We start from the raw sequence: 22,098 nt of genomic DNA, 5'->3' as shown, positions 1-22,098 counted from the left end.
GACCGGGGCTATTGCGGCGGAAGCCGCATACGGGGAGGGGCACCGCTGTACCTTGTCCAGCATGACGATTTCATGTGGGGGTATCGCCCGTAAAGTCCTGGCCACTCTGGTGGCGGCCACCGGAGTTTCGCTGATCTCCGGCGTGCCGGGTGCTGCCGCCGACACGCCGGACACGTGTCGACACCACACTGCCGCGTCTGTGACGTGCAACGTCTGGTCCGAGTCGATGCAGCGGGCCGTCCCGGTGGTGGTGAAGCCTGCCGTCACGCCGGGCAATGACAAGGTCATCCAATTCCTCGACGGGGTTGACGGGGGAGACGGGTGGAGCGGCAGGGCGATGGATTACGTCGCCGACGATGATGCGACGATCGTCTTTCCCTCGGCGGATTCACGATCGTTCTGGGTCGACTGGGACTCCACCGCACCGAACGGCAAGGAACTCAAGTACGAGACTTTTCTCACACGGGAGCTGCCCGCCTATCTTGAGAGGGAATTCGATGTGCCGGACGGGGGACGCGAACGGACGGGAGTTGTGGGTTTGAGTATGGGAGCGTATTCGGCGGTGAACCTCGCCTCGAAACACCCGGGGATGTACCGGTCTGTTCTGGCGCTGAGCGGTTTCTACAACAACCAGATGTTGGCTGGGCGACTGGCGGTGGACGGTACGGCGATCACCCACGGTGAGGACAATGCGGGTGTTCCATGGGACTCTGAACGCTCCCGGATGCAGGACAACCCGTGGATCAACGTCGGGAACCTCACCATGCCGGTACATATGGCGGTCGCCACGGGTATCCCGGACGCGCGCAGCGATTACGATCTCGGAACCACAGTGGCCGGAGCAGGGATTGAGGTCGGCAGCCTCGGGGCCACAGCGGCATGGGACCTGTGGACCAGGTTGCACGGAAAGGACAACGTGACCATCACCTACACCCCGGTCGGCATCCATGCCTACGACACCTGGATCAACGCGGCCTTCAAGGAACAGAAGCTGTACTGGCGCTTCGCGGAGTTCTGAGTCGGCATCCGGGCCGTAAAAGGGGAGACAGGCCTCGTTGGGAAGCGGACCTGGAACCATTGACTGGTAACGTCTGTTGCCGTGACTGATCCGAACGACCCCGACGACACGGGCACCACGACCGACGGCGCTGCTGCAGGAAGTGCAGGCCGCACTGATGTGCCGGACACGACAGACGTGGACGACACGTGGGGGTCCCGTCAGAGTACGCCGAGCACCGTCGAGCAGGCCCCGATGACGGAACGGCAGAAGGTGGCCGCACGACGGGAGGAGGCCGCACGGAAGAAGAAGCGGACGTACCCGTGGTGGGTCGAGTTCCCCATCATCCTGGTGATCGCCCTGGTGCTGCTGGCGCTGTTCAACTCGTTTGTCGGGCGCCCCTATCTGATTCCCTCGGAGTCGATGGAGCCCACGTTGCACGGGTGTGAGGACTGCGTCGGTGACAGGATCTTCGTCAACAAGCTGTCCTACAGTTTCGGTGGCGAGCCGTCGCCGGGCGATGTCGTCGTCTTCAACGGCCCTGAGTCCTGGAACGACCAGTATGTCTCACAGCGGTCCGACAACAGTGTCGTCAGCGGTCTCCAGACCGCGTTGTCTTACATCGGCATACTCGCCCCCGACGAGAATGCTCTGGTCAAGCGAGTTATTGCTACCGGAGGACAGACCGTGCAGTGTCAGGCGGGTGACCCCGGGGTTATGGTCGACGGCAAGAAGGTCGACGACTCGTACACGCGTTCACCCCTGACGTACCAGGTCGATCCGATGACCGGATCGGACGCCTGTCAGGGCGCCTACTTCGGCCCGGTGACCGTCCCGGAGGGAAACCTGTGGGTGATGGGTGACAACCGGACGAACTCCGGCGATTCGCGGTTCCACATCGGCGATGAACGCCAGGGAACGGTGCCGGTTGACGATGTCGTCGGCAAGGTCACCGCCAGGATCTGGCCGTTGGACCGTATCGGCGGTGTCGCTTCGCCGGATATCCAGCAGTAGAGGTGGCACCGGTGCGGAGCATGCCGGACGGCAGGACGCTGGAGTGGGCTGTGCACAAGGCTGGTCTGGGGCCGGTCGCAGGAGTCGACGAGGCTGGACGCGGTGCGTGCTGCGGTCCCGTGACCGTGGCGGCCTGCGTCCTTCCGCCCGGCCCGATTCCTGAGCTCTGCGGGCTGACCGACTCCAAGAAGCTGACACCGAAGAAGCGAGACCACTTCTTCGACGTCGTCAGGGAGGTCGCCGATGACTGGGCGGTGGTGCATGTCCCGGCGTCCTACGTGGACACCTGGGGCATCCAGCACGCGAACCTGGGCGGGATGCGACGCGCCGTGGCGCGTCTCGAGGTACGCCCCGGCTATATCCTCACTGACGCGATGAAGGTCAACGGTTTTCCGCGGCCGCACCTTCCCGTGGTCAAGGGGGATCTGATCGCCCGCTGTATTTCTGCGGCGAGTGTGTTGGCGAAGGTCTCCCGCGACCGGGTGATGGCCCGGATGGACAGCGAATATCCCGGTTACGGACTGGCCGGACACAAGGGTTACGGTACTGCGTCGCACATGGTCTCGGTGAGTCTGCTCGGTGGGACCCCCGAGCACCGTTACACTTACTCCAATGTGGCCGCCGCCCACCGACGGTGGCAGGCCGGACCGCCGATCGAAGAGGGAGATGACCAGCAACCGTGAGCGCCGAGGAGCTTGAGGACTACGAGGCCAACGTGGAGCTGTCCATGTACCGTGAGTACCGGGACGTGGTCAGCCAGTTCAGTTACGTTGTGGAGACCGAGCGTCGGTTCTATCTCGCCAATGCCGTGGAGCTGTTGCCCCGTAACGCAAACGGAGAGGTCTACTACGAGGTGCGGATGTCGGATGCCTGGGTGTGGGACATGTACCGCCCGGCCCGGTTCGTCCGCTACGTCCGGGTGATCACCTACAAGGACGTCAATATCGAGGAACTCGACAAGCCTGATCTGCGTATGCCTGACTGACCCCTGAGCGGGGTGGTGTTTCGGGTCAGGCGGTCCGTTTGTCCACAGGTATCCGGTTCTCCACAGCATCATGCAGAGATGACGGTGAACCGGCACGGGGTAGTCCCGGTGGTGTGCCAGAGTGCTGAGCTATGTCGCCAGCCACGAACGCTCCCAACCACAGCAACCACAGCAACCACAGCCACCGTGGGCCCCAGGACCCGTCTGGAGGACCCTCACCCCGCGGGATACGTCCGCGCAGGAATCTCCGGCAGGTCGGCCAAGCCGGTGAGGACGAGGCAGCCGCCTATTTCGTTGACCGCGGGTACCGGTTGCTCGACCGCAACTTCTTCACCGCGCGTGGAGAGGTGGACATCGTTCTCGCCGGTGGAGAGACGGGCAGCGACGACACCATCGTTTTCGTCGAGGTCAAGTGGCGTCTTGACGGGCGCTACGGCACCGGTGCGGAGGCGGTGACCCCGGCCAAGCTCGCCGCGATGCGGCATGCCGGCGCAGAGTGGCTCCGCCGCAATCCGGACCACAGGGCGCCGGTGGTGCGCTTCGACGTCCTGGATATCACCGCAGGTGAGATCACCCACTATGAGGGGGTGGGCTGGTGACCACGTTCAGTGAACGTTCTCCGGTACGGGTGGGACAGGCACGCGGCATGGCCCTGAGCGGAGTCAGCGGCACACCGGTGATGGTGGAGTGCGACATCAGTCGGGGACTGCCCGGAATGAGCATTGTGGGGCTGGGTGACACGGCGGTGGTCCAGGCGCGTGACCGTGTACGTTCGGCGATGATCAACAGCGGCCTGGAATGGCCGAAGAGCAGGGTGGTCATGAGCCTGTCGCCGGCTTCTGTCCCCAAGAGAGGGTCGGGGTTCGATCTTCCGATGGTCCTGGCGATCCTCGTGGCTCAGGGAGTGGTCCCGGCAGAGGAATCCCGGTCGACGATCGTGCTCGGGGAGCTCGGCCTCGACGGCACGGTGCGGCCCGTGGACGGCGTGTTGCCGATGCTCCTGGCGGCGGACCGCGCCGGCTTCTGCCGTGCGGCGGTGCCGCGGGGGAACGGGGTCGAGGCCTCCCGGGCTGCGCGGGTGACTGGTCTGGAGGTCGTCGGTCTTGCCCACCTGCGAGACCTGGCTCCGTGGATCCGCGGCGAGCTGGTGGAGGGAATCGGGACGTGTGAACTGCAGCAGCGGGATGTCCTGCCGACGTCTGCCCCCGGACCGGACCTTTCGGAGGTGTGCGGTCAGCAGGAGGCCCGTCGCGGCCTTGAGATAGCGGCTGCAGGAGGACATCACCTGTGGTTGTCGGGACCGCCGGGATCCGGAAAATCGATGCTGGCGGAACGACTGCCGGGTATTCTCCCTCCTCTCCGGGAGGACGAACAGCTCGAAACGGCGGCGGTGCTCTCGGTTGCCGGCGCCCGGGACAGGTTGGAGCAGGTCTGGCGCGGTGATCGGCCGTTCGTCGCTCCACACCACTCGGTCACGAGAGCAGCGCTGACCGGTGGCGGAAGTGGCAGGATCCGGCCCGGTGCCGTGAGCATCGCCCACAACGGTGTGCTCTTCATTGACGAGGCCCCCGAGGTCGCCACCGGGACACTGGAACTGCTACGCACCCCGATGGAGACCGGTCGTATCGACGTGGCACGCCATCACGGCACAGTGCGCTTCCCCGCACGGTTCCAGCTGGTACTTGCCTCGAACCCGTGTCCCTGTGGGGCGGCGGAGCCGGTGGACTGCCGGTGTCGGGGAGGTGTCCGGGACCGTTACCTTCACAGGCTGTCGGGGCCGTTGCTGGACCGGGTGGACCTGTCGGTGCGCACCTGGACCGACCCCACCAGTGGCCTCATCCCGGTGGATGATGTGGCATCTGTGGCCGGAGAGTCCAGCGCCAGGGTCCGGGACCGGGTTATCGAGGCGAGGGACCGTTCAGTGCACCGGTGGAAACGCTGGGCCTCCAATGCTGCGGTCCCAGGCCCGATCCTGCGCCGGGAGCATCCCGCCGACGATGCCGGCATGGCACTTCTGCAGGAGAAACTGCGGGTGGGGGTGGTATCGCACCGTGGGGTCGACCGTACTCTCCGCGTTGCATGGACGATGGCCGACCTCAGCGGCGGCGCCAGGCCCGGGACATCCCAGGTCCTGGATGCACTTGAGCTGTACACCAGTCCGGTCGACCGGGCCGGAGCGTGAGGGGATTATGAGGGAGACAGAGATGGGGGACGATGACGTGGCGCGACAGAAGGCCTGGATGTACCTGCGCCGGGTGGTGGAGGCATCGCAGACGGAACTGCTGGACCTGCTGTGGCCTGACGGTGTGGAAGACGGGGCACCCGCCAGCGTGGACACCACCGCACCAGCTGATGTTGAACGAGCGGCGGGCATGATCCGTCGGCGTGATCCCGCTCTGCCGGATGCTCTTCTGGAAAGTACCCGCCGCCGAGCCGACGTCGACGCTGAAAGCGACCTCACGTTCGCCCGGGAAAGCGGGTGGAGACTGCTCACACCAGACTCTGATGAGTGGCCCACGGAGTTGCTCGCCGCCTCGTTCATGAATATCGGGCCGGACACCATGGTCGACGGAATCCGGGGGCAGGCCACACAGCCTTTCGCACTCTGGGCCACCGGCGCCGCGAAGCTCAACGAAGTTGTCGACCGCAGCGTGGCCATGGTCGGCACGCGGTCGTCGACGGCGTACGGCAACCGCACCACCCACGCCATGGCGGGTGAACTCGCCAGCGCCGGGTACACGGTGGTGTCCGGTGGTGCTCTGGGCATCGACACCGCGGCCCACTCCGGAGCTCTCAGTGCCGGAGGAAGGACGGTCGTAGTCACAGCCACCGGCCCCGGCCAGGTCTACCCCAGGTCCAATGAACGTCTGTTCCACGCAGCGTCCGGCAGAGGCTGGTGATCTCGGAGTATCCGCCACACCAACGGGCGGCCCGACACCGCTTCCTCACCCGTAACCGGCTCGTCGCGGCGCTCTCACAGGGCACCGTCCTGCTCGCTGCGGGATACCGGTCGGGTGCGGTGAACACAGCGAACTGGGCCGATACGATGTACCGGCCGGTCATGGTGCTGCCGGGGCCGGTCGATTCCGCCGACTACATCGGATGCCACAAACGGATCCGCGACGGTGCAGGGATACTGATCACCCGGGCCGCGGACATCCGTGAAATCCTTGAGCCGCTGGGGACCGTCGACACCGAACGTCAGCTCAGTCTGGAGTTCGGTGCCACGCCCGTACAACGACTCAACACGGACCAGCTCCGGGTCTACGACGCCTGCGGGGTGGACAACGACACCCTCGGTGGGTTGGAACAGATCAGTGCCGAGACCTCCCTCCCGATCAACGCGGTGGCGAGGATCATCACCGACCTCGAGACACTGAATCTGGTGACCCGGTCCCGTGACCGATGGATCAAGGTCCGGGAGCACAGCGGCAGAACATAAGGAGGTCGGAACCGGGCCCGGGGGACTAGGATCTGTGGTCATGAGCAGTCTCCGTGTCCCTGAAGAGCCCGGTGATGAGGGCCCCGTGAACGAGACCATCGACTCCTATCTCGAGTATCTGTCGCTGGTGAAAGGGCGTGCAGCCAACACCGTCACCGCCTACGGTCGTGATCTCCGTGCTGCCTGCGAGGGGCTCGACGACATCGACCAGTTCACCCTCGACCGAGGTCGCGATGTCCTGGACTGGGCCCTGGAATCCGGGGCCTCCCGGGCCTCTGTGGCGCGACTCGTTTCCAGCATGCGGGGGTTCGGCAGCTGGCTCAGCCACACCGGACGACTCCCGCATAACCCGGTCTCCGCACTGCAGGCGCCCGGCCCCCAGCGGCATCTGCCGAGGGTGCTCGACAACGACCAGGCGGACACTCTCCTCGACCACGCGCGGGAGCGGGCCGAGTCGGCGCCCGTTGACCCGGACAATCCGACAGACGACCACCGTCGTGTCCTGGCGCTGCGTGACTGGGCGATCCTGGAACTGCTCTACGCCAGCGGTATCCGGGTCTCTGAACTCTGCGGCGCCGACCTGGCGGACCTCGGGGACCGCGACCTCCGGGTAACGGGAAAAGGAAACAAGACCCGCGTCGTCCCGTTCGGTTCCAGGGCGCGTGAGGCGATGGACGCCTGGATCGCCGTCCGCCCTCGCTTGTCGGCTCGCCGGTCCGGTAACCAACCCACGGTGTCCGCGCTGTTCCTCGGAAGCAGGGGAGGAAGAATCGACCAACGACGGGTCCGTGAGATCGTCCATACTGCAGCAAATGAGGCAGGAACACCCGGTATCTCCCCACACGGGCTCCGACACAGCAGCGCTACTGCAGTCCTCGAAGGGGGCGCCGACCTCCGGGTAGTCCAGGAACTTCTCGGACACGCGTCGATGCAGACGACCCAGATATACACGCACGTCGGTTCGGAACGACTCCGTCAGGTCTACCGGCAGGCCCACCCCCGGTCCGGATACCAGCGATGACGGGACAACGGCCGGAGCCTCCTCTTCTGCGACCAGCGGGACCGTCAGCTCCACAGGCGCACAACGACGGGTGCGAGCAGACTCATCGGGTCGATGTAACGTTCATGACCGTCTCCGGTGCGTGCGCCCCACGACAGCCCGTCCTCGCGCCGTGCCGTCTCCGGCAGCGAGCCGGCATCGGCCAGGACGCCGATGACCTCGCCCGGAGAAACGTGGTCACCTCCCGACACGCTGGCTATGACCGGCTCGTATGTGGTGCGTAGGGTCGGGGAGTGGTTGATCGAGACCACGGGGTTTCCGGCCACTACTCCGGCGAAATGTACGGTTCCCCCGGCACTGGCCGCCACCGCATCCCCGGGAAGAGCGTGGAGGTCCACGCCTCGGTGTCCCGGCAGCCAGTTCTCTGTCGGGATGTCCGCCGGACGCACCACCTGCCCCGGTACCGGCCGCACGTGGTGTCGTTCGGTCTGGGCTCCTGCCGGCGTCAGCGACGACACCGCGAGCACCACACTGAGCCATGCGGTGAAGAGCGCCGGTCGTCGCTGTCGATGTGTCTGTGTCATCCCCGTCATCCCCGTCATGGCCCCATTCTCCCCCTGGCCGCAGAGCATGTGTCGGGGTGATACCGGAGTTGTGGACAACTCATCCGTCGACTTTGGAGTCGTGGCACCGATGCGGGGCCAGAGTGGTGGGTGGGGCCTCAGTGGCGCCGGAGTCGCTGCGTGGCCGTCCCCCCGGTGGGACTTGCACACACCCACAGGTGAAAGAGTTGTGGGATCCCCTGGCAGCAGGTAGATTCAACACCCGCAGTATGTCCGCCAGTGCGGCGCGGCACTCAGCCGGCGGGTTCCGTCGGTTGCCGAGAACGGTCTCCGGGAACGTCACAGTCACACGCGATCTGTGCCAGGAACGGGGGAGGGCCCGAAACGTCGCATCCGACGGGTGTGCTGACATCGCGTAGGTATCGCGTGATCCGACTCTGTGGCCCGTCCTTCAACGGTCCCCGCTGAACCAGCGGGGTTAAGTGGGCGGGGACAACCCGGGGATGCCTGCCAGGACGACCGATGAACCGACGGAAACCGTGGGCAAGTCGGCCGTAGAAGAACCGTCAACCTGAACTTTTGAAAGCGAGGAAGGGGAGCGGCGGCCGGGAGGATCCCCGGTCAGCGAACTCTCCTGAACTATCATGGCTGTTGTCACCATGCGCGAACTGCTGGACGCCGGCGTCCACTTCGGTCACCAGACCCGTCGTTGGAACCCGAAGATGAAGCGTTTCATCTTCACCGACCGTAACGGCATCTACATCATCGACCTGCAGCAGACTCTGACCTTCATCGACGAGGCCTACGAGTTCGTCAAGGAGACCGTTGCCCACGGCGGCAACATCCTCTACGTCGGCACCAAGAAGCAGGCCCAGGAAGCTATCGCCACCGAGGCGGAGCGCGTCGGGATGCCCTACGTCAACCACCGTTGGCTCGGCGGTATGCTCACCAACTTCCAGACTGTCGCGAAGCGTCTGCACCGTCTCAAGGAGCTCCAGGCAATGGAAGCGGCTGAGGACGGCTACAAGGGCCGCACCAAGAAGGAGGTCCTGATGCTGACCCGCGAGCGTAACAAGCTCGAGCGCGTCCTGGGCGGCATCTCGGACATGTCCAAGGTCCCCTCCGCACTGTGGATCGTGGACACCAACAAGGAGCACATCGCCGTCTCCGAGGCGAAGAAGCTCAACATCCCGGTCGTCGCCATCCTCGACACCAACTGTGACCCGGACGACGTCAACTTCCCGATCCCGGGCAACGACGACGCCATCCGCGCCACCACGGTGCTGACCTCCGTGATCTCCTCCGCCGTCGAGGCAGGGCGCACCGCCCGTGCCGAGCGTCAGGCTGCTGCAGCCAAGGAGTCCGCCGGCGACGCCGAGAAGACCGCCGAGAAGGCAGAGAAGACCGAGAAGACGGAACAGGCTGAGGCTCCCGAGGCTGACGCTGCTGCGGAGACCCCCGCAGCCGAGTCTGCAGAGTAATTCTCTCCACGTCTGTACTTTTCACTTCCACCATCTGAAGGAGGATCGCCTCACATGGCGAACTACACCGCCGCCGAAGTCAAGAAGCTCCGCGAGCTCACCGGCTCCGGCATGATGGCCTGCAAGAAGGCCCTCGAAGAGTCCGAAGGGGACTTCGACAAGGCCGTCGAGATCCTGCGCATCAAGGGTGCCAAGGACGTGGGCAAGCGCGCCGAGCGCACCGCGGCCGAGGGCCTCATCGCCGTCTCCGGTAACACCATGGTCGAGATCAACTCGGAGACCGACTTCGTCGCGAAGAACGCCGAGTTCATCGAACTGGCCAACCGAATCGCCGAGGCTGCTGCCGCCGCCAAGGCCAACAGCCCGGAGGCCCTGGCAGCTGCCGACGTCGACGGCAAGTCCGCCGAGACCGTCATCCAGGAGCTGTCCGCCAAGATCGGTGAGAAGCTCGAACTGCGTCGCGCCGTCACCATCGAGGGTGACAAGGTCGCCGTCTACCTGCACCACCGTTCGTCCGACCTGCCCCCGGCAGTCGGCGTGCTCGTCTCCTACACCGGTGACGACGAGGGTGCAGCCAAGGCAGCTGCCATGCAGGTCGCCGCGTTGAAGGCACCTACCTGTCCAGCGAGGACGTCCCGGAGGAGACCGTCGCCAAGGAGCGCGAGATCGCCGAGGCCACCGCTCGCGAGGAAGGTAAGCCGGAGAAGGCTCTGCCGAACATCATCGAAGGCCGCCTCAAGGGCTACTTCAAGGATGCCTGCCTGCTGGATCAGCCGTCCGTCACCGAGTCCAAGAAGACCGTCAAGCAGGTCATGGACGAGGCCGGTGTCACGCTGAACGGTTTCGTGCGCTTCGAGGTCGGCCAGAGCTAGGCTCCCGGCACCCTCGCCCCGCCCCACAGGCGAAACGGCACTGGACCCGTCGCCCCCGCTCATGCGGGGTCGGCGGGTTCAGTGCTGTCCGGAGCAGTCCGGCACGCTAGGATGATCAATCGGATACAGACCGTACCTACACCCCACAAGGAGATCCCACGGTGGCCGAAAGCACTGCAAGCACTGGAGACACCTCGACCGGCTACAAGAGGGTCATGTTGAAGCTGGGGGGAGAGATGTTCGGCGGCGGCAAGGTCGGCATCGACCCCGACGTCGTCGAGAACGTGGCCCGCCAGATCGCCGAGGTTGCGGCCACCGGTGCGGAAATCGCCGTGGTGATCGGTGGCGGCAACTTCTTCCGGGGTGCCGAACTGCAGCAGCGCGGCCTTGACCGTGCGCGTTCCGACTACATGGGCATGCTGGGCACGGTGATGAACTGTCTGGCCCTGCAGGACTTCCTGGAGCAGCAGGGTATCGACTCCCGCGTCCAGACTGCCATCAACATGGCGCAGGTGTCCGAGCCGTACCTCCCGTTGCGCGCCGACCGGCACCTCGAGAAAGGTCGCGTGGTGATCTTCGGTGCGGGTATGGGCATGCCGTACTTCTCGACGGACACCACGGCCGCCCAGCGTGCCCTGGAGATCGGTTGTGAGGTCCTGTTGATGGCCAAGGGCGTCGACGGCGTCTACGACGACGACCCGCGCACCAACCCGGACGCCGAGCTTTTCCACGAGATCAGCCACCGCGAAGTCATCGAACGTGGGCTCAAGGTCGCCGATGCCACGGCATTCAGCCTCTGCATGGACAACAACATGCCGATGCTCGTCTTCAACCTCCTCACCGACGGCAACATCGCCCGCGCCGTGGCGGGGGAACAGATCGGCACCCTGGTCGCGACCCCGGCGTCCTGATCTCCGCACCCGTCTCTGACGGCAGAATTGACCACCCCTGCATGAGGTAGTGGTGAACTTCTGGGAAACTCAGGTCCGGTGACTGGTAGATTCGTCACTGGAACAGCAAGACCTGCCCGCAACAGTTTTATCTTCGACAAGAGGACCGCAATGATTGACGACACCCTGCTCGAGTCCGAGGACTACATGAGCCGCTCGGTGGAGCACGTCCGTGAGGACCTGATGACCATCCGGACCGGCCGCGCGAACCCCGCCATGTTCAACGGCGTGTTCGCCGAGTACTACGGTGTGCGCACCCCGATCACCCAGATGGCGACGATCAGCGTTCCCGAGCCCCGCATGCTGATCATCAAACCCTACGAGATGTCGGCGATGCAGGAGGTCGAGAATGCGATCCGCAATTCCGACCTCGGGGTGAACCCCACCAACGACGGCCACGTCCTGCGTGTGACGGTACCGCAGCTGACGGAGGAGCGGCGTCGCGACCTGGTCAAGGTCGCGAAGTCGAAGGGCGAGGACGCGAAGATCGCGATCCGCAACATCCGCCGGAAGGGCATGGACAGCCTGTCGAAGATCCAGAAGGACGGGGAGGCAGGCGAGGATGAGGTCAAGGCGGCAGAGAAGGAGCTGGACAAGGTCACCCAGCAGTACGTCGGGCAGGTCGATGCCGTCGTAGAGTCGAAGGAAAAGGAGTTGATGGAGGTCTAGTGTCTGCTGGACGTCCATCAGAGCCAGACGGCGCCGTGAATGCCGCGAACACCGTGGGACGGGCCGGCTACCGCCTGCCGCAGCCGAAGAACTCCGCCGGGCGGAACCTTCCCGTCGCCATCGCCAGTGGGGTCGCCCTCGGCGTGCTGGTGGTGGCGGGCCTCGCCATCCCGTACGTCTGGTACCCCCTGATCGCCGCGGCCATGGGGTTGGCCACCTACGAGGTCTGGAGCCGACTGCGGGAGAACGGCTACGGACTCAACCTCCCGGTCATCCTCATCGGCGGACAGGCCATGATCTGGCTGTCCTGGCCGTTCGGCGTGACCGGCCTCGTCTCAGCCTTCGCCCTGAGTGCTGTGGCGGCGGTGGTGGCCCGTCTCTTCCACAACGGCAGGACGGTGCCGCCGACGAACTGGTTACGCGACATCGGCATCTCGCTGTTCGTCCTGGTGTGGATACCGATGTGCGGGGCATTCGCGGGGATGCTGTCACAGCTGTCCTACCAGGATGTTCCGTGGTGGAGCTTCGTCCTGACATTCATGCTGTGCGTGATTGCCTCAGATGTGGGCGGGTACGCGGCCGGTGTGTTCTTCGGAAGTCATCCGATGGTGCCCGCGATCAGTCCGAAGAAATCCTGGGAGGGGTTCGCCGGCTCGGTCATTTTCGCGGCACTGGTCGGCATGCTGTCGGTGCTGTTCCTCCTGGACCTGCGCGACCCCATGCACTACGTGCTGGGGCTGTCGCTGGGTGCCGGACTGGCACTCTGCGCGACCGTAGGGGACCTCGTCGAGTCGCAGTTCAAGCGCGACCTGAAGATCAAGGACATGTCCGCGATGATTCCGGGCCACGGTGGACTGATGGACCGCCTCGACGGCATGCTGCCGGCGGCAATGCTCACCTGGATCGTGATGACCGCCGTCGCGGCACTGTGAGAGCGGGGACAGGGGTCAGCGGTTCTTTGCCTTGGCTCCCTTTCCGCGAGCACCGTCCGGATGGTTGATCTGCCGTCGCAGCTGCAGGATCCTCACCGCGCCGACACACGCCATGACGAGCGCTCCGGCGATGGCGGCGATCAGCATGCCTACGCCGATGGGGAAGTTCCACTGCCAGACGAACATCTGCAGCCGGACCGAGTCCTGGTTCTGCAGGATGAAAACGAGCAGCAGAATCAGGATGACGGCGCCGATGGACAGGCCCACCCACGTTGACCCTGCGATCGATCCCGCGACGGTCGGCTTCTCGTCCGCAGGCTGCGCTGAGTCTGTGGGGCCTGCCGGTTCTCCAGCAGCTCCGGAGTCCACGGTGTCGGGGCTGGTGCCCGAGGCTGTCGTCTCGGCGAGGTCTGTGCCGGTGGTGCCTGTGCTGAACTCGGCGTTCTCGGCTGCTTCCGCCGCATCGGTGGCGGGGACGGACAGGTCGTCTGAGTAATCATTCCCGGGGCTCTTAGTCATGCCGCCCAGTGTAGTGGCATGACACGATGTGCTCACCCCCTCCTCGACGTGCAATAATGGCCGACACCATGACTACACCGGTACAACTGCAGTTCCGTGCTCCCACCAGGGGCATGCCACCCACCCATCTGGCTGACCTCACTGACGACGAGGTCAAGTCGGCGGTCACCGACGCCGGTTTGCCCGGCTTCCGTGCCAACCAGATCGCGCGTCAGTACTACGGGCGCCTGGAGGGGGACCCGTCGCAGATGACGGACCTTCCGGAGGGCCTGCGCGGCACCGTCAAGGACACACTGTTCCCCACGCTGATGGAGTCGGTGCGCAACATCTCCTGTGACGACGGACAGACCCGTAAGACGCTGTGGAAGTTGCACGACGCCACCATGCTCGAGTCCGTCCTGATGCGTTACCCGGACCGCGCGACCCTCTGTATTTCGTCCCAGGCTGGTTGCGGCATGGCCTGCCCGTTCTGTGCCACGGGTCAGGGTGGGTTGGACCGTAACCTGTCCACCGCGGAGATCGTCGAACAGGTCCGCGCGGCGGCGAAAGCGATGCGCGACGGCGAGGTCGAGGGTGGCGAGGGGCGCCTGTCGAATATCGTGTTCATGGGGATGGGGGAGCCTCTCGCCAACTACAAACGCGTGGTCAAGGCGATCAGGCGCATCACCTCCCCGTCTCCGGAAGGTTTCGGTATCTCGGCGCGTAACATCACGGTCTCGACCGTGGGGCTCGCTCCGGCGATCCGTAAGCTCGCGGACGAAGGCATGCACATGCGCCTGGCTGTCAGCCTGCACTGCCCGGACGATGAACTGCGCGACACCCTTGTCCCGGTCAACAACCGTTGGTCCGTCGACGAAGTCCTTGAGGCGGCACGGTACTACGCCGACAAGTCCGGTCGCCGTGTCTCCATCGAGTACGCTCTCATCCGCGACATCAACGATCACCCGTGGCGTGCCGATCTGCTCGGCAAGAAGTTGCGGGGAGCGCTCGGCAACCAGGTGCACGTGAACCTCATCCCGTTGAACCCGACGCCCGGCTCGAAGTGGGATGCGTCGCCGAAGCCCGTGCAGGACGAGTTCGTCCGGCGGGTCGTGGCGCAGGGTGTCGCGTGCACCGTGCGTGACACCCGCGGCCAGGAGATCGCGGCCGCCTGCGGACAGCTCGCGGCTGAGGAACGCTGATCGCCTCAGCCCGTTCAGCCGGCCCCTGACACGGACGCTCCCGGTTGGTCTCCTGGACTGGAACCAACCGGGAGCGTCCGTCTCAGGGGCCGGGGAACGACAAAGCCCCGCACCGTCCGTTACTCGACGGACGATACGGGGCTTTGTCGACACCGGAGTGTCAGCTCCGCTAGTGGTGCAGGGCGTGCTTCGGCGTCTCGACGCTCTCGACACCGTCGGACCCGACACCGGGCAGGTTCCAGGACCGGAGCTCGGCGGTGGTCATGTTGGCGTAGGCTCCGGTGAGGTTACGCTGGTCGGCGGCCCAGTCCGGTTCCTGGTGCCCGGCCGGCTTGTTGTGCGCGGTCACAGTCGCACGGGCAGGCTTCGGCTTCCAGTTGGGGGAGGAGTGACGCGCGTACAGCGTGGTCCCCAGCAGGACGAGGACACCGATGGCGATCAGCCAGATGCTCTCCACATGACCCTTGTGGTTACCGAACAACATGCCGAACATGGAGAGCCCGCCGAGGTAACCGACGACGATCGTCGTCTTCCGGGGGAACTGGTGCCAGCCCCAGGCAGCGGACGGCTCATCCTCGGTGGAGACGCCGTTGTACACTGCCACCTTCGTGCCATGATTTCCGTGATCGGCCACGTCGATATCCTCCTGAACTAGGACGGCAGTGGTCACCTGCCGAATTATCGGATCCATTGTGACACATCCCCGCGGTGGGGAGAACTTCCGACCCGGTGCGGGTTCCCCCGTTTGGGTCCGTTCCCGGCCCGTGACCCAGTCCGCGCCGCCCTCACCCTCTTGCTGACCGGCAGCTGGAGGGTTGCTGGAGGTCTCCTGGGGGAGTTGCAGGCGTGGCCTCCCGACTACCGCGCGGTCGTGGAGGCGTGGAACAATGGGCTGGGTGAAGAAACGAGTAGTGGTGCTCGGAAGCACCGGTTCGATCGGTACCCAGGCGCTCGAGATCATCGCACAGAACCCCGACCGCTTCGACCTGGTCGGGGTCTCTGCACACGGGTCGAAGCCGGACGTCCTGCTTGACCAGATCCGGGCCTTCGGCCTGGCCGCCCACCAGGTGGCGGTCGCCAGCGAGCGCACCGCTGACGAGGTCGACCGGGAGTTGGACGGTCATGTCGTCCGCGGGGTGGATTCCGCCCGCCAACTGGTGGAGGGACTGACCGACTCGCTGGGACTGGGCGCCGAGGACGTCGTCCTGAATGCTCTCGTGGGTTCGCTGGGTCTGGATGCCACCCTGGCGACACTCAACGGGCAGGTACGACTGGCGCTGGCCAACAAGGAGTCTCTGGTCGCCGGCGGTGAACTCGTGATCACTGCGGCGGCGGAGGGACAGCTGGTGCCGGTGGATTCCGAGCATTCGGCGATGGCGCAGTGTCTCTGGTCCGGACGTCACGAGGACGTGGACTCCCTGGTGCTCACCGCGTCCGGCGGGCCTTTCCGCGGGTGGACGCGCGAACAGCTGCAGGACGTGTCCCCGTTGCAGGCGGCGAATCATCCGACCTGGTCCATGGGGCAGATGAACACGCTCAACTCGTCGTCGATGGTCAACAAGGGACTCGAACTCATCGAGGCATCGCTGCTGTTCGGCGTTCCGGCCGACAGGATCGACGTGACCGTGCACCCCCAGTCCATCGTGCATTCGATGGTGACCTTCCGGGACGGTGCGACGATCGCCCAGGCGTCACCGCCGTCCATGAAGTTGCCGATCAGTCTGGCGTTGGGCTGGCCGGAACGGGTGCCCGGCGCCCAACGCGCCCTGGACTTCTCCACGGCCTCCAGCTGGGAGTTCGAGCCTCTCAACGACGAGGTCTTCCCGGCGGTCCGCCTGGCACGCGAGGCAGTGTCCGCCGGCGGGTGCATGCCGGCCGTGTACAACGCCGCGAACGAGGAGGCTGCCGTGGAGTTCCTCGCCGGTGCATTGGCTTTCCCCCGGATCGTGGACACCATCGCCGACGTCATGGAGGACTGCGCTGACCGGGTCGGTCGCCCCCGCGACATCGGGGACGTCCTCGATGCGGAACGCGAGGCACGCGCCAGGGCCCACGAAAGGATGGGCCGGTGAGCTTTGCGCTAGGCGTCATCCTCTTCGCCCTGGGTATCGGCGTCACGATCGCCCTGCACGAGGCGGGACACATGGTCGCCGCACGAGTGTGCGGCATGCGCGTACGGCGCTACTTCATCGGTTTCGGACCGACCGTGTGGTCCACCACGCGTGGACACACCGAGTACGGGCTCAAGGCCATTCCTCTGGGAGGGTTCTGCGACATCGCCGGGATGACGGTGAATGACCCGTGGACGGAGGAGGAAGAACCCCACCTGATGATCAACAAGCCCGCGTGGAAGCGGGTCTTCGTGATGATGGCGGGGATCCTGGTCAACATCGTGCTGGGGGTGTTGATCATCTTCGGGGTGGCGGTGAGTTTCGGTCTGCCCGACACGACCCCGCCGCCGCAGCCTGCCACAGCTGCCGAGCTGGTCTGTTCGCGCGGAAGCGACAAGGGTGACACCTCCTGCACCGGTGACGGCTCCGCGGCGGCGTCCGGCCTGCAGGTCGGTGACACATTCCGCGAGGTCGGCGGTCAGACGATCGAGGAGTTCCCGGATGTCGTCGCCGCGGTCCAGGATGCGGGGCGCGTCGCCGGCGAGGGTGGAGCGGCCGTGGGGGAGACTGTCACCGTCCCCGCCACCATTGAACGCGACGGGCAGGACCGGAACCTGGATTTGCAGGTGGAGCTCGTCGAGCGGGAAGGCCAGACCGTCGGCGCGATCGGTGTGCAGTTCGAGGTGCAGCCCACGCCGAACGTCGACTACAACCCGGTGACCGCCGTCGGCGGCACGGCGGACTTCACATGGAACCTCGGCAAACAGACCGTTGACGCCCTGATCCACCTGCCGGAACGCTACTGGCCGGTTGTGCAGTCCATCTTCGGGGCAGAACGTTCCGTCGACAGTCCGGTCAGCGTGGTGGGTGCCTCGCACATCGGTGGTCAGATGGTGGAGAAGGACCAGTGGATGAGCTTCCTGCTGTTGCTGGCGAACCTGAACTTCTTCCTGGCGGTGTTCAACCTGGTGCCGCTGCCACCACTGGACGGCGGACATGCGGTCATCGTCATCTACGAGAAGCTCCGTGACCGGTTGCGGCGACTGCGGGGACTGGAGGCCGGTGGCCCGGTCGACTACGTCAAGGTGATGCCGGTGACCTACGTCGCCACCGCAGTTCTGCTGGTGTTCGGGCTGACGGTGATTCTCGCTGACGTGGTGAACCCACTTCAGTTGCCGCAGTGACGTTGCCGCCGTTGTTTTAGCCCGTCACGGCAGGCGGGAGTAGACTGAGCACGTAGATCCACACGGAAAGAAGGACTAGACCACACATGACCGGAATTTCCCTCGGTTTGCCCGACGCCCCGCCGCCGGTGCTGGCTCCCCGTCGCAAGACCCGCCAGCTCATGGTCGGCAACGTCGGCGTCGGAAGTGACTACCCTGTCAGCGTCCAGTCGATGACGACGACGAAGACGCACGACGTCAACGCGACCCTCCAGCAGATCGCCCAGCTGACCGCGTCCGGCTGCGACATGGTGCGCGTCGCCTGCCCGAAGACCATCGATGCCGAGGCGCTGCCCGCCATCGCCAAGAAGTCGCCGATCCCGGTGATCGCGGACATCCATTTCCAGCCCAAGTACATCTTCGCCGCGATCGACGCCGGCTGTGCCGCGGTGCGGGTGAACCCGGGCAATATCAAGGAGTTCGACGGCCGGGTCAAGGAAGTCGCCAAGGCTGCCGGAGACGCCGGCATCCCGATCCGTATCGGTGTCAACGCCGGTTCCCTCGACAAGCGCATCATGGAGAAGTACGGCAAGGCGACCCCGGAGGCGCTGGTCGAGTCGGCGCTGTGGGAGGCGAGCCTGTTCGAGGAACACGGTTTCGGCGACCTGAAGATCTCGGTGAAGCACAACGACCCGGTGATCATGGTCGAGGCCTACCGTCAGCTGGCCGCGCAGTCGGACTACCCGTTGCACCTCGGTGTCACCGAGGCAGGCCCTGCCTTCCAGGGCACCATCAAGTCCGCGGTGGCGTTCGGTGCACTGCTGGCCGAGGGCATCGGCGACACGATCCGTACCTCCCTGTCGGCTGACCCGGTGGAGGAGATCAAGGTCGGCGACCAGATCCTGCAGTCGATGAACCTGCGTCCCCGGAAGCTGGAGATCGTGTCCTGCCCGTCCTGTGGACGCGCCCAGGTGGACGTCTACAGTCTCGCCGAGCGGGTCACCGCCGGGCTGGAGGGTATGGAGGTGCCGCTGCGTGTCGCCGTGATGGGCTGTGTGGTCAACGGTCCGGGTGAGGCGCGCGACGCTGACCTGGGTGTCGCCTCGGGTAACGGTAAGGGCCAGATCTTCGTCAAGGGCGAGGTCATCCGTACCGTGCCGGAGGACGAGATCGTGGAGGTCCTCATCGAGGAGGCGATGAAGATCGCCGAGGACATGGACCCCGAGGTTCTCGCCGCGGCTGGTCTCACCGGCACCCCACAGGTCAAGGTCACAAGCTAGACGGCCGTCCTGGACGCATCGTCCGCCGCGAGTACGTGACGGATGATGCGTTCGTGTTTGTGCGGGGAAGCAGCGCTGTGCGCTGCTAGCGTCGGAGCATGATCCAGATTCCGGGGACGCAGGCCCCGAGACGCACCATCGCCGCCACCGTCCTGTGCCTGATCCTCACTGCCGTCACTGTCGCGGCTACCGCATGTACTCCACGTCCGGACGTCGCCGACGACGTCATCGGCGACTTCCTCGCTGCCGTCGAGTCACGGGACATCGATGCGGCCGCCGACCTCACCGATGATTCATCGGTGGCGTCCACGGCGTTGGACGAATCCTGGTCGGCGCTGCAGGCGGAATCCCTCGATGCCGAAGTGAGTGACATCCGGACCGACGACAACGTGGCCACTGCCGACTACACGATGGCGTGGACCTTGCCGGGGGACCGCACCTTCCGTTATGACGCGACGCTGACCGCCACCCGCACCGACGGTGACTGGACGGTGCGGTGGCGGTCGTCCGTCCTGCATCCCGACCTCGGGGCGGACCAGCATCTTGAACTGCGTCGCGTCGAGGCCCAGGTCGCTGACATCGTCGGCTCCGACGGTGCCGTCCTCGCCACTCCGGGCACCACGTGGCGGGTTCTGCTGGACACGGATGAAGCGAAGAAGAACGGCGGCATCCAGGGGACGGTCGATCAGATCGCGCGTGTGCTCGACGCAGCACATGCTGACGAAGACGCGATCCCCACGATCGACACAGCGCGGGTGTCCTCGGCGGCGTTGGACGCCGACGGGACCTACTCGGTGACGACGATCCCGGGAGAATTCGGTGACCGTGTCCGGCAGGACCTGGAGTCTGTCAGTGGTGTCCGGCTGAACGAAGAGCCCGACATGGTGCGCCCCGATCCCGGTTTCGCGCCGGACATCATGTCCCGTGTCACTCAACTGGTCGAGCCCGAACTGGCGGGTGAGCCGGGGTGGGAGGTTGTGGCGGTGAACCAGAACGCGTCAGTGGTGCGCACCATGGAACGTACCGCCGCCGAACCGTCGCCTGCGGTCAAGGTGAGCTTGTCGAGGCAGGTGCAGGAAGCGGCGCAGAAGGCAGTCGACACCCGTCCGAATGACCAGGCGATGATGGTGGTGATGCGTCCCTCCACCGGGGAGGTCCTGGCCGTCGCGCAGACAGCCGAAGCGGACAAGCACGGTGACGTGGCGCTGTCGGGACAGTACCCTCCCGGATCGACCTTCAAGGTGATTACCGCCGCGGCAGGAGTGGAGAAGGAGGAGCTGACCGCCGACTCGACAGTGTCCTGCCCGTCGACCCAGGACATCGGTGGACGTGTCGTCACCAACTACAACTCTTTCTCGCTCGGGGACACCTCGATGCGCAATGCATTCGCGCAGTCCTGTAACACCACGTTCGCCCGTATCTCGACGGACATGGCACCAGGGGAGCTGAAGGAGGAGGCCAGGAAGTTCGGTCTGGGGCGCGACTACGACATTCCGGGACTGACCACCATGACCGGTCAGGTACCGGAAGGTGAGGTCATGCTCGACCGGACCGAGGCAGGGTACGGCCAGGGGCTCGACCTGGCCAGCCCGTTCGGTATGGCGCTGGTGGCTTCGACCGCTGCGAACGGCCGCACCCCGGTGCCGAACCTCATCGACACCGATGACGTGCACACCCTGGACCCCGACGGCAAGGATGCCGTGGAGGGCGAACCGCTGGCCCCGCACGTCCTGGATAACCTGCGGGACATGATGCGGGCGGTGGTGACCAGCGGCTCGGGTTCGGCGATCTCCGGCGCCGGCGAGGTGTACGGCAAGACCGGTGAGGCCGAGATCAACGAGGGTTCCCATGCGTGGTTCATGGGCTACCGCGACGACCTGGCTTTCGCGACGATGATCGTGTTGGGTGGTGGCTCCGAGCATTCGGTGGCGGTGACCCAGCGGTTCTTCGACAATCTGGACGGGGAGTAGGCTGGGGCCTCATGAGTAGAGCGCTTCTGACACCCGGTACACCCACCCCGATCCGCAAGGTTCCGGACAGTATTGAACGTCCGGAGTACGTGTGGAAGGACTCCGTTCAGGAGAATGTCGGTGAGCCGTGGGTGCAGACACCGGAGGTCGTAGAGGCGATGCGTGAGTCGTCGCGGATCGCAGCAGGCGCACTGTCCGCTGCCGGGGCGGTGGTGGCTCCAGGGGTGACCACCGACGAGATCGACCGTGTCGCGCACGAGTACATGTGCGACCACGGTGCCTATCCGTCGTGCCTGGGCTACCGGGGTTTCCCGAAGGCGTCGTGCATCAGTCTCAATGAGATCGTCTGCCACGGCATTCCGGACACCACCGTGGTTCAGGACGGTGACATCGTGAACATCGATGTCACCGCCTACAAGAACGGCGTGCATGGTGACACGAACGCCACGTACCTGGCGGGGGACGTGGCGGAGGAGCACCGTCTGCTGGTTGAACGGACCTACGCCGCGATGTGGCGGGGCATCAAGGCGGTGAAGCCCGGTCGGGAGATCAATGTGATCGGACGGGTGATCGAGGCGTACGCGAAGCGGTTCGGGTACTCGGTGGTCCGCGATTTCACTGGCCACGGTGTCGGCCCGACGTTCCACAACGGGCTGGTGGTACTGCACCACGAGGAGCCGGCCTACGACACGGTTCTCGAGCCGGGGATGACGTTGACGATCGAGCCGATGCTGAATCTCGGCGATCTTCCCTACGATATCTGGGACGACGACTGGACCGTGCAGAACAAGGACGGCAAGTGGTCGGCTCAGTTCGAGCACACGATGGTCGTCACCGAGACCGGCGTGGACGTTCTGACCCTGCGTGAGGACGAGAAGGACCAGACGGTCAAGTAGCGCACTGTTGTTCCGGGACGTGAATTCTCTGAAGCACGTCGCCGAGGCAGGGGGCTCAGGTAGCGTGTTGGGG

Annotated in this window: 22 protein-coding genes and 1 pseudogene; 20 read left to right on the top strand and 3 right to left on the bottom strand. The window is 65.3% G+C overall.

Annotated elements, in window-relative coordinates:
- Positions 1–61: 61 nt before the first annotated feature.
- The 9 genes from BJF89_RS05195 (at position 62) to BJF89_RS05160 (ending at position 7,459) form a co-directional block, all read left to right on the top strand.
- On the top strand, positions 62–1,018 hold the full coding sequence (locus BJF89_RS05195; RefSeq protein WP_083650505.1) for an alpha/beta hydrolase family protein: 957 nt from the start codon (positions 62–64) through the stop codon (positions 1,016–1,018).
- A gap of 234 nt (positions 1,019–1,252) precedes the next feature.
- On the top strand, positions 1,253–2,011 hold the full coding sequence (gene lepB / locus BJF89_RS05190) for a signal peptidase I (protein ID WP_075813362.1): 759 nt from the start codon (positions 1,253–1,255) through the stop codon (positions 2,009–2,011).
- Between the two features lie 20 nt (positions 2,012–2,031).
- Entirely contained in the window at positions 2,032–2,694 is a 663-nt protein-coding gene (locus BJF89_RS05185; RefSeq protein ID WP_075812857.1) for a ribonuclease HII, read from the top strand.
- Entirely contained in the window at positions 2,691–2,996 is a 306-nt protein-coding gene (locus tag BJF89_RS05180; RefSeq protein WP_038548047.1) for a DUF2469 domain-containing protein, read from the top strand. The genes BJF89_RS05185 and BJF89_RS05180 overlap by 4 nt, the downstream gene beginning before the upstream one ends.
- Before the next feature lie 131 nt (positions 2,997–3,127).
- Positions 3,128–3,595, top strand: coding sequence for a YraN family protein (locus tag BJF89_RS05175; RefSeq protein ID WP_083650504.1), 468 nt, complete (start codon positions 3,128–3,130; stop codon positions 3,593–3,595).
- On the top strand, positions 3,592–5,178 hold the full coding sequence (locus BJF89_RS05170; protein WP_075812855.1) for a YifB family Mg chelatase-like AAA ATPase: 1,587 nt from the start codon (positions 3,592–3,594) through the stop codon (positions 5,176–5,178). The genes BJF89_RS05175 and BJF89_RS05170 overlap by 4 nt, the downstream gene beginning before the upstream one ends.
- A gap of 22 nt (positions 5,179–5,200) precedes the next feature.
- Complete coding sequence (locus BJF89_RS19345) at positions 5,201–5,896, top strand: DNA-processing protein DprA (RefSeq protein WP_255372495.1); 696 nt, start codon at positions 5,201–5,203, stop codon at positions 5,894–5,896.
- Positions 5,893–6,438, top strand: a complete 546-nt coding sequence (locus BJF89_RS19340) for a DNA-processing protein DprA (RefSeq protein ID WP_255372494.1) — start codon at positions 5,893–5,895, stop codon at positions 6,436–6,438. Before BJF89_RS19345 ends, BJF89_RS19340 begins: the two co-directional genes overlap by 4 nt.
- 40 nt (positions 6,439–6,478) lie before the next feature.
- Entirely contained in the window at positions 6,479–7,459 is a 981-nt protein-coding gene (locus BJF89_RS05160) for a tyrosine recombinase XerC (protein WP_075813358.1), read from the top strand.
- 44 nt (positions 7,460–7,503) lie between these two features.
- On the opposite strand, the gene BJF89_RS05155 is transcribed toward BJF89_RS05160, so the two are convergent.
- A complete protein-coding gene (locus BJF89_RS05155) occupies positions 7,504–8,022 on the bottom strand; it encodes a peptidoglycan DD-metalloendopeptidase family protein (protein WP_075813356.1) in 519 nt (172 codons plus the stop codon).
- Positions 8,023–8,645: 623 nt separating this feature from the next.
- Here BJF89_RS05155 and rpsB point away from each other — a divergent pair.
- The 5 genes and pseudogenes from rpsB to BJF89_RS05130 all read left to right on the top strand — a co-directional run bounded on the left by rpsB (position 8,646) and on the right by BJF89_RS05130 (position 12,905).
- Positions 8,646–9,482: a 30S ribosomal protein S2 gene (rpsB, locus tag BJF89_RS05150; protein WP_038548102.1), complete on the top strand. Its 837-nt coding sequence runs from the start codon at positions 8,646–8,648 to the stop codon at positions 9,480–9,482.
- A 54-nt stretch (positions 9,483–9,536) separates the two neighbouring features.
- Positions 9,537–10,354, top strand: a pseudogene (tsf, locus tag BJF89_RS05145) (translation elongation factor Ts).
- A 215-nt stretch (positions 10,355–10,569) separates the two neighbouring features.
- Complete coding sequence (pyrH, locus tag BJF89_RS05140) at positions 10,570–11,265, top strand: UMP kinase (protein ID WP_222843805.1); 696 nt, start codon at positions 10,570–10,572, stop codon at positions 11,263–11,265.
- Between the two features lie 150 nt (positions 11,266–11,415).
- Positions 11,416–11,973, top strand: coding sequence for a ribosome recycling factor (gene frr, locus BJF89_RS05135; protein ID WP_075812851.1), 558 nt, complete (start codon positions 11,416–11,418; stop codon positions 11,971–11,973).
- Between the two features lie 35 nt (positions 11,974–12,008).
- A complete protein-coding gene (locus BJF89_RS05130) occupies positions 12,009–12,905 on the top strand; it encodes a phosphatidate cytidylyltransferase (RefSeq protein ID WP_083650533.1) in 897 nt (298 codons plus the stop codon).
- A 15-nt stretch (positions 12,906–12,920) separates the two neighbouring features.
- Here the strand turns inward: BJF89_RS05130 and BJF89_RS05125 are convergent, their stop codons facing one another.
- Positions 12,921–13,424, bottom strand: coding sequence for a lipopolysaccharide assembly LapA domain-containing protein (locus BJF89_RS05125; RefSeq protein ID WP_075812849.1), 504 nt, complete (start codon positions 13,422–13,424; stop codon positions 12,921–12,923).
- Between the two features lie 68 nt (positions 13,425–13,492).
- Between BJF89_RS05125 and rlmN the strand changes: the two genes are divergently transcribed.
- Positions 13,493–14,605: a 23S rRNA (adenine(2503)-C(2))-methyltransferase RlmN gene (gene rlmN, locus BJF89_RS05120; RefSeq protein ID WP_075813352.1), complete on the top strand. Its 1,113-nt coding sequence runs from the start codon at positions 13,493–13,495 to the stop codon at positions 14,603–14,605.
- Positions 14,606–14,774: 169 nt separating this feature from the next.
- Here the strand turns inward: rlmN and BJF89_RS05115 are convergent, their stop codons facing one another.
- Entirely contained in the window at positions 14,775–15,275 is a 501-nt protein-coding gene (locus BJF89_RS05115) for a DUF2631 domain-containing protein (protein ID WP_369803650.1), read from the bottom strand.
- 217 nt (positions 15,276–15,492) lie between these two features.
- Between BJF89_RS05115 and dxr the strand changes: the two genes are divergently transcribed.
- The 5 genes from dxr to map all read left to right on the top strand — a co-directional run bounded on the left by dxr (position 15,493) and on the right by map (position 22,025).
- Complete coding sequence (gene dxr / locus BJF89_RS05110) at positions 15,493–16,677, top strand: 1-deoxy-D-xylulose-5-phosphate reductoisomerase (protein WP_075812845.1); 1,185 nt, start codon at positions 15,493–15,495, stop codon at positions 16,675–16,677.
- Entirely contained in the window at positions 16,674–17,900 is a 1,227-nt protein-coding gene (locus BJF89_RS05105) for an RIP metalloprotease (RefSeq protein WP_075812843.1), read from the top strand. The genes dxr and BJF89_RS05105 overlap by 4 nt, the downstream gene beginning before the upstream one ends.
- A gap of 86 nt (positions 17,901–17,986) precedes the next feature.
- Positions 17,987–19,159, top strand: coding sequence for a flavodoxin-dependent (E)-4-hydroxy-3-methylbut-2-enyl-diphosphate synthase (ispG, locus tag BJF89_RS05100; RefSeq protein ID WP_075812841.1), 1,173 nt, complete (start codon positions 17,987–17,989; stop codon positions 19,157–19,159).
- Positions 19,160–19,257: 98 nt separating this feature from the next.
- Positions 19,258–21,129: a penicillin-binding transpeptidase domain-containing protein gene (locus BJF89_RS05095; protein WP_075812839.1), complete on the top strand. Its 1,872-nt coding sequence runs from the start codon at positions 19,258–19,260 to the stop codon at positions 21,127–21,129.
- A gap of 11 nt (positions 21,130–21,140) precedes the next feature.
- Positions 21,141–22,025: a type I methionyl aminopeptidase gene (map, locus tag BJF89_RS05090; protein WP_075812837.1), complete on the top strand. Its 885-nt coding sequence runs from the start codon at positions 21,141–21,143 to the stop codon at positions 22,023–22,025.
- The last annotated feature ends 73 nt before the right edge of the window (positions 22,026–22,098 follow it).

The organism is Corynebacterium sp. CNJ-954 (assembly GCF_001942345.1).
GTDB lineage: Bacteria > Actinomycetota > Actinomycetes > Mycobacteriales > Mycobacteriaceae > Corynebacterium.
The sequence above is the reverse complement of the archived record's forward strand: the minus strand, read 5'-3'. Positions and strand labels throughout refer to the sequence as shown.

What these genes read in the sequence shown, in the direction of transcription:
- BJF89_RS05195 (WP_083650505.1), top strand. Translation starts at nt 62, where the DNA reads ATGACGATTTCATGTGGGGGTATCGCCCGTAAAGTCCTGGCCACTCTG.
- lepB (WP_075813362.1), top strand. Translation starts at nt 1,253, where the DNA reads ATGACGGAACGGCAGAAGGTGGCCGCACGACGGGAGGAGGCCGCACGG.
- BJF89_RS05185 (WP_075812857.1), top strand. Translation starts at nt 2,032, where the DNA reads ATGCCGGACGGCAGGACGCTGGAGTGGGCTGTGCACAAGGCTGGTCTG.
- BJF89_RS05175 (WP_083650504.1), top strand. Translation starts at nt 3,128, where the DNA reads ATGTCGCCAGCCACGAACGCTCCCAACCACAGCAACCACAGCAACCAC.
- BJF89_RS19345 (WP_255372495.1), top strand. Translation starts at nt 5,201, where the DNA reads ATGGGGGACGATGACGTGGCGCGACAGAAGGCCTGGATGTACCTGCGC.
- BJF89_RS05160 (WP_075813358.1), top strand. Translation starts at nt 6,479, where the DNA reads ATGAGCAGTCTCCGTGTCCCTGAAGAGCCCGGTGATGAGGGCCCCGTG.
- BJF89_RS05155 (WP_075813356.1), bottom strand. Translation starts at nt 8,022, where the DNA reads ATGACACAGACACATCGACAGCGACGACCGGCGCTCTTCACCGCATGG.
- rpsB (WP_038548102.1), top strand. Translation starts at nt 8,646, where the DNA reads ATGGCTGTTGTCACCATGCGCGAACTGCTGGACGCCGGCGTCCACTTC.
- pyrH (WP_222843805.1), top strand. Translation starts at nt 10,570, where the DNA reads ATGTTGAAGCTGGGGGGAGAGATGTTCGGCGGCGGCAAGGTCGGCATC.
- frr (WP_075812851.1), top strand. Translation starts at nt 11,416, where the DNA reads ATGATTGACGACACCCTGCTCGAGTCCGAGGACTACATGAGCCGCTCG.
- BJF89_RS05125 (WP_075812849.1), bottom strand. Translation starts at nt 13,424, where the DNA reads ATGACTAAGAGCCCCGGGAATGATTACTCAGACGACCTGTCCGTCCCC.
- rlmN (WP_075813352.1), top strand. Translation starts at nt 13,493, where the DNA reads ATGACTACACCGGTACAACTGCAGTTCCGTGCTCCCACCAGGGGCATG.
- dxr (WP_075812845.1), top strand. Translation starts at nt 15,493, where the DNA reads ATGGGCTGGGTGAAGAAACGAGTAGTGGTGCTCGGAAGCACCGGTTCG.
- ispG (WP_075812841.1), top strand. Translation starts at nt 17,987, where the DNA reads ATGACCGGAATTTCCCTCGGTTTGCCCGACGCCCCGCCGCCGGTGCTG.
- BJF89_RS05095 (WP_075812839.1), top strand. Translation starts at nt 19,258, where the DNA reads ATGATCCAGATTCCGGGGACGCAGGCCCCGAGACGCACCATCGCCGCC.
- map (WP_075812837.1), top strand. Translation starts at nt 21,141, where the DNA reads ATGAGTAGAGCGCTTCTGACACCCGGTACACCCACCCCGATCCGCAAG.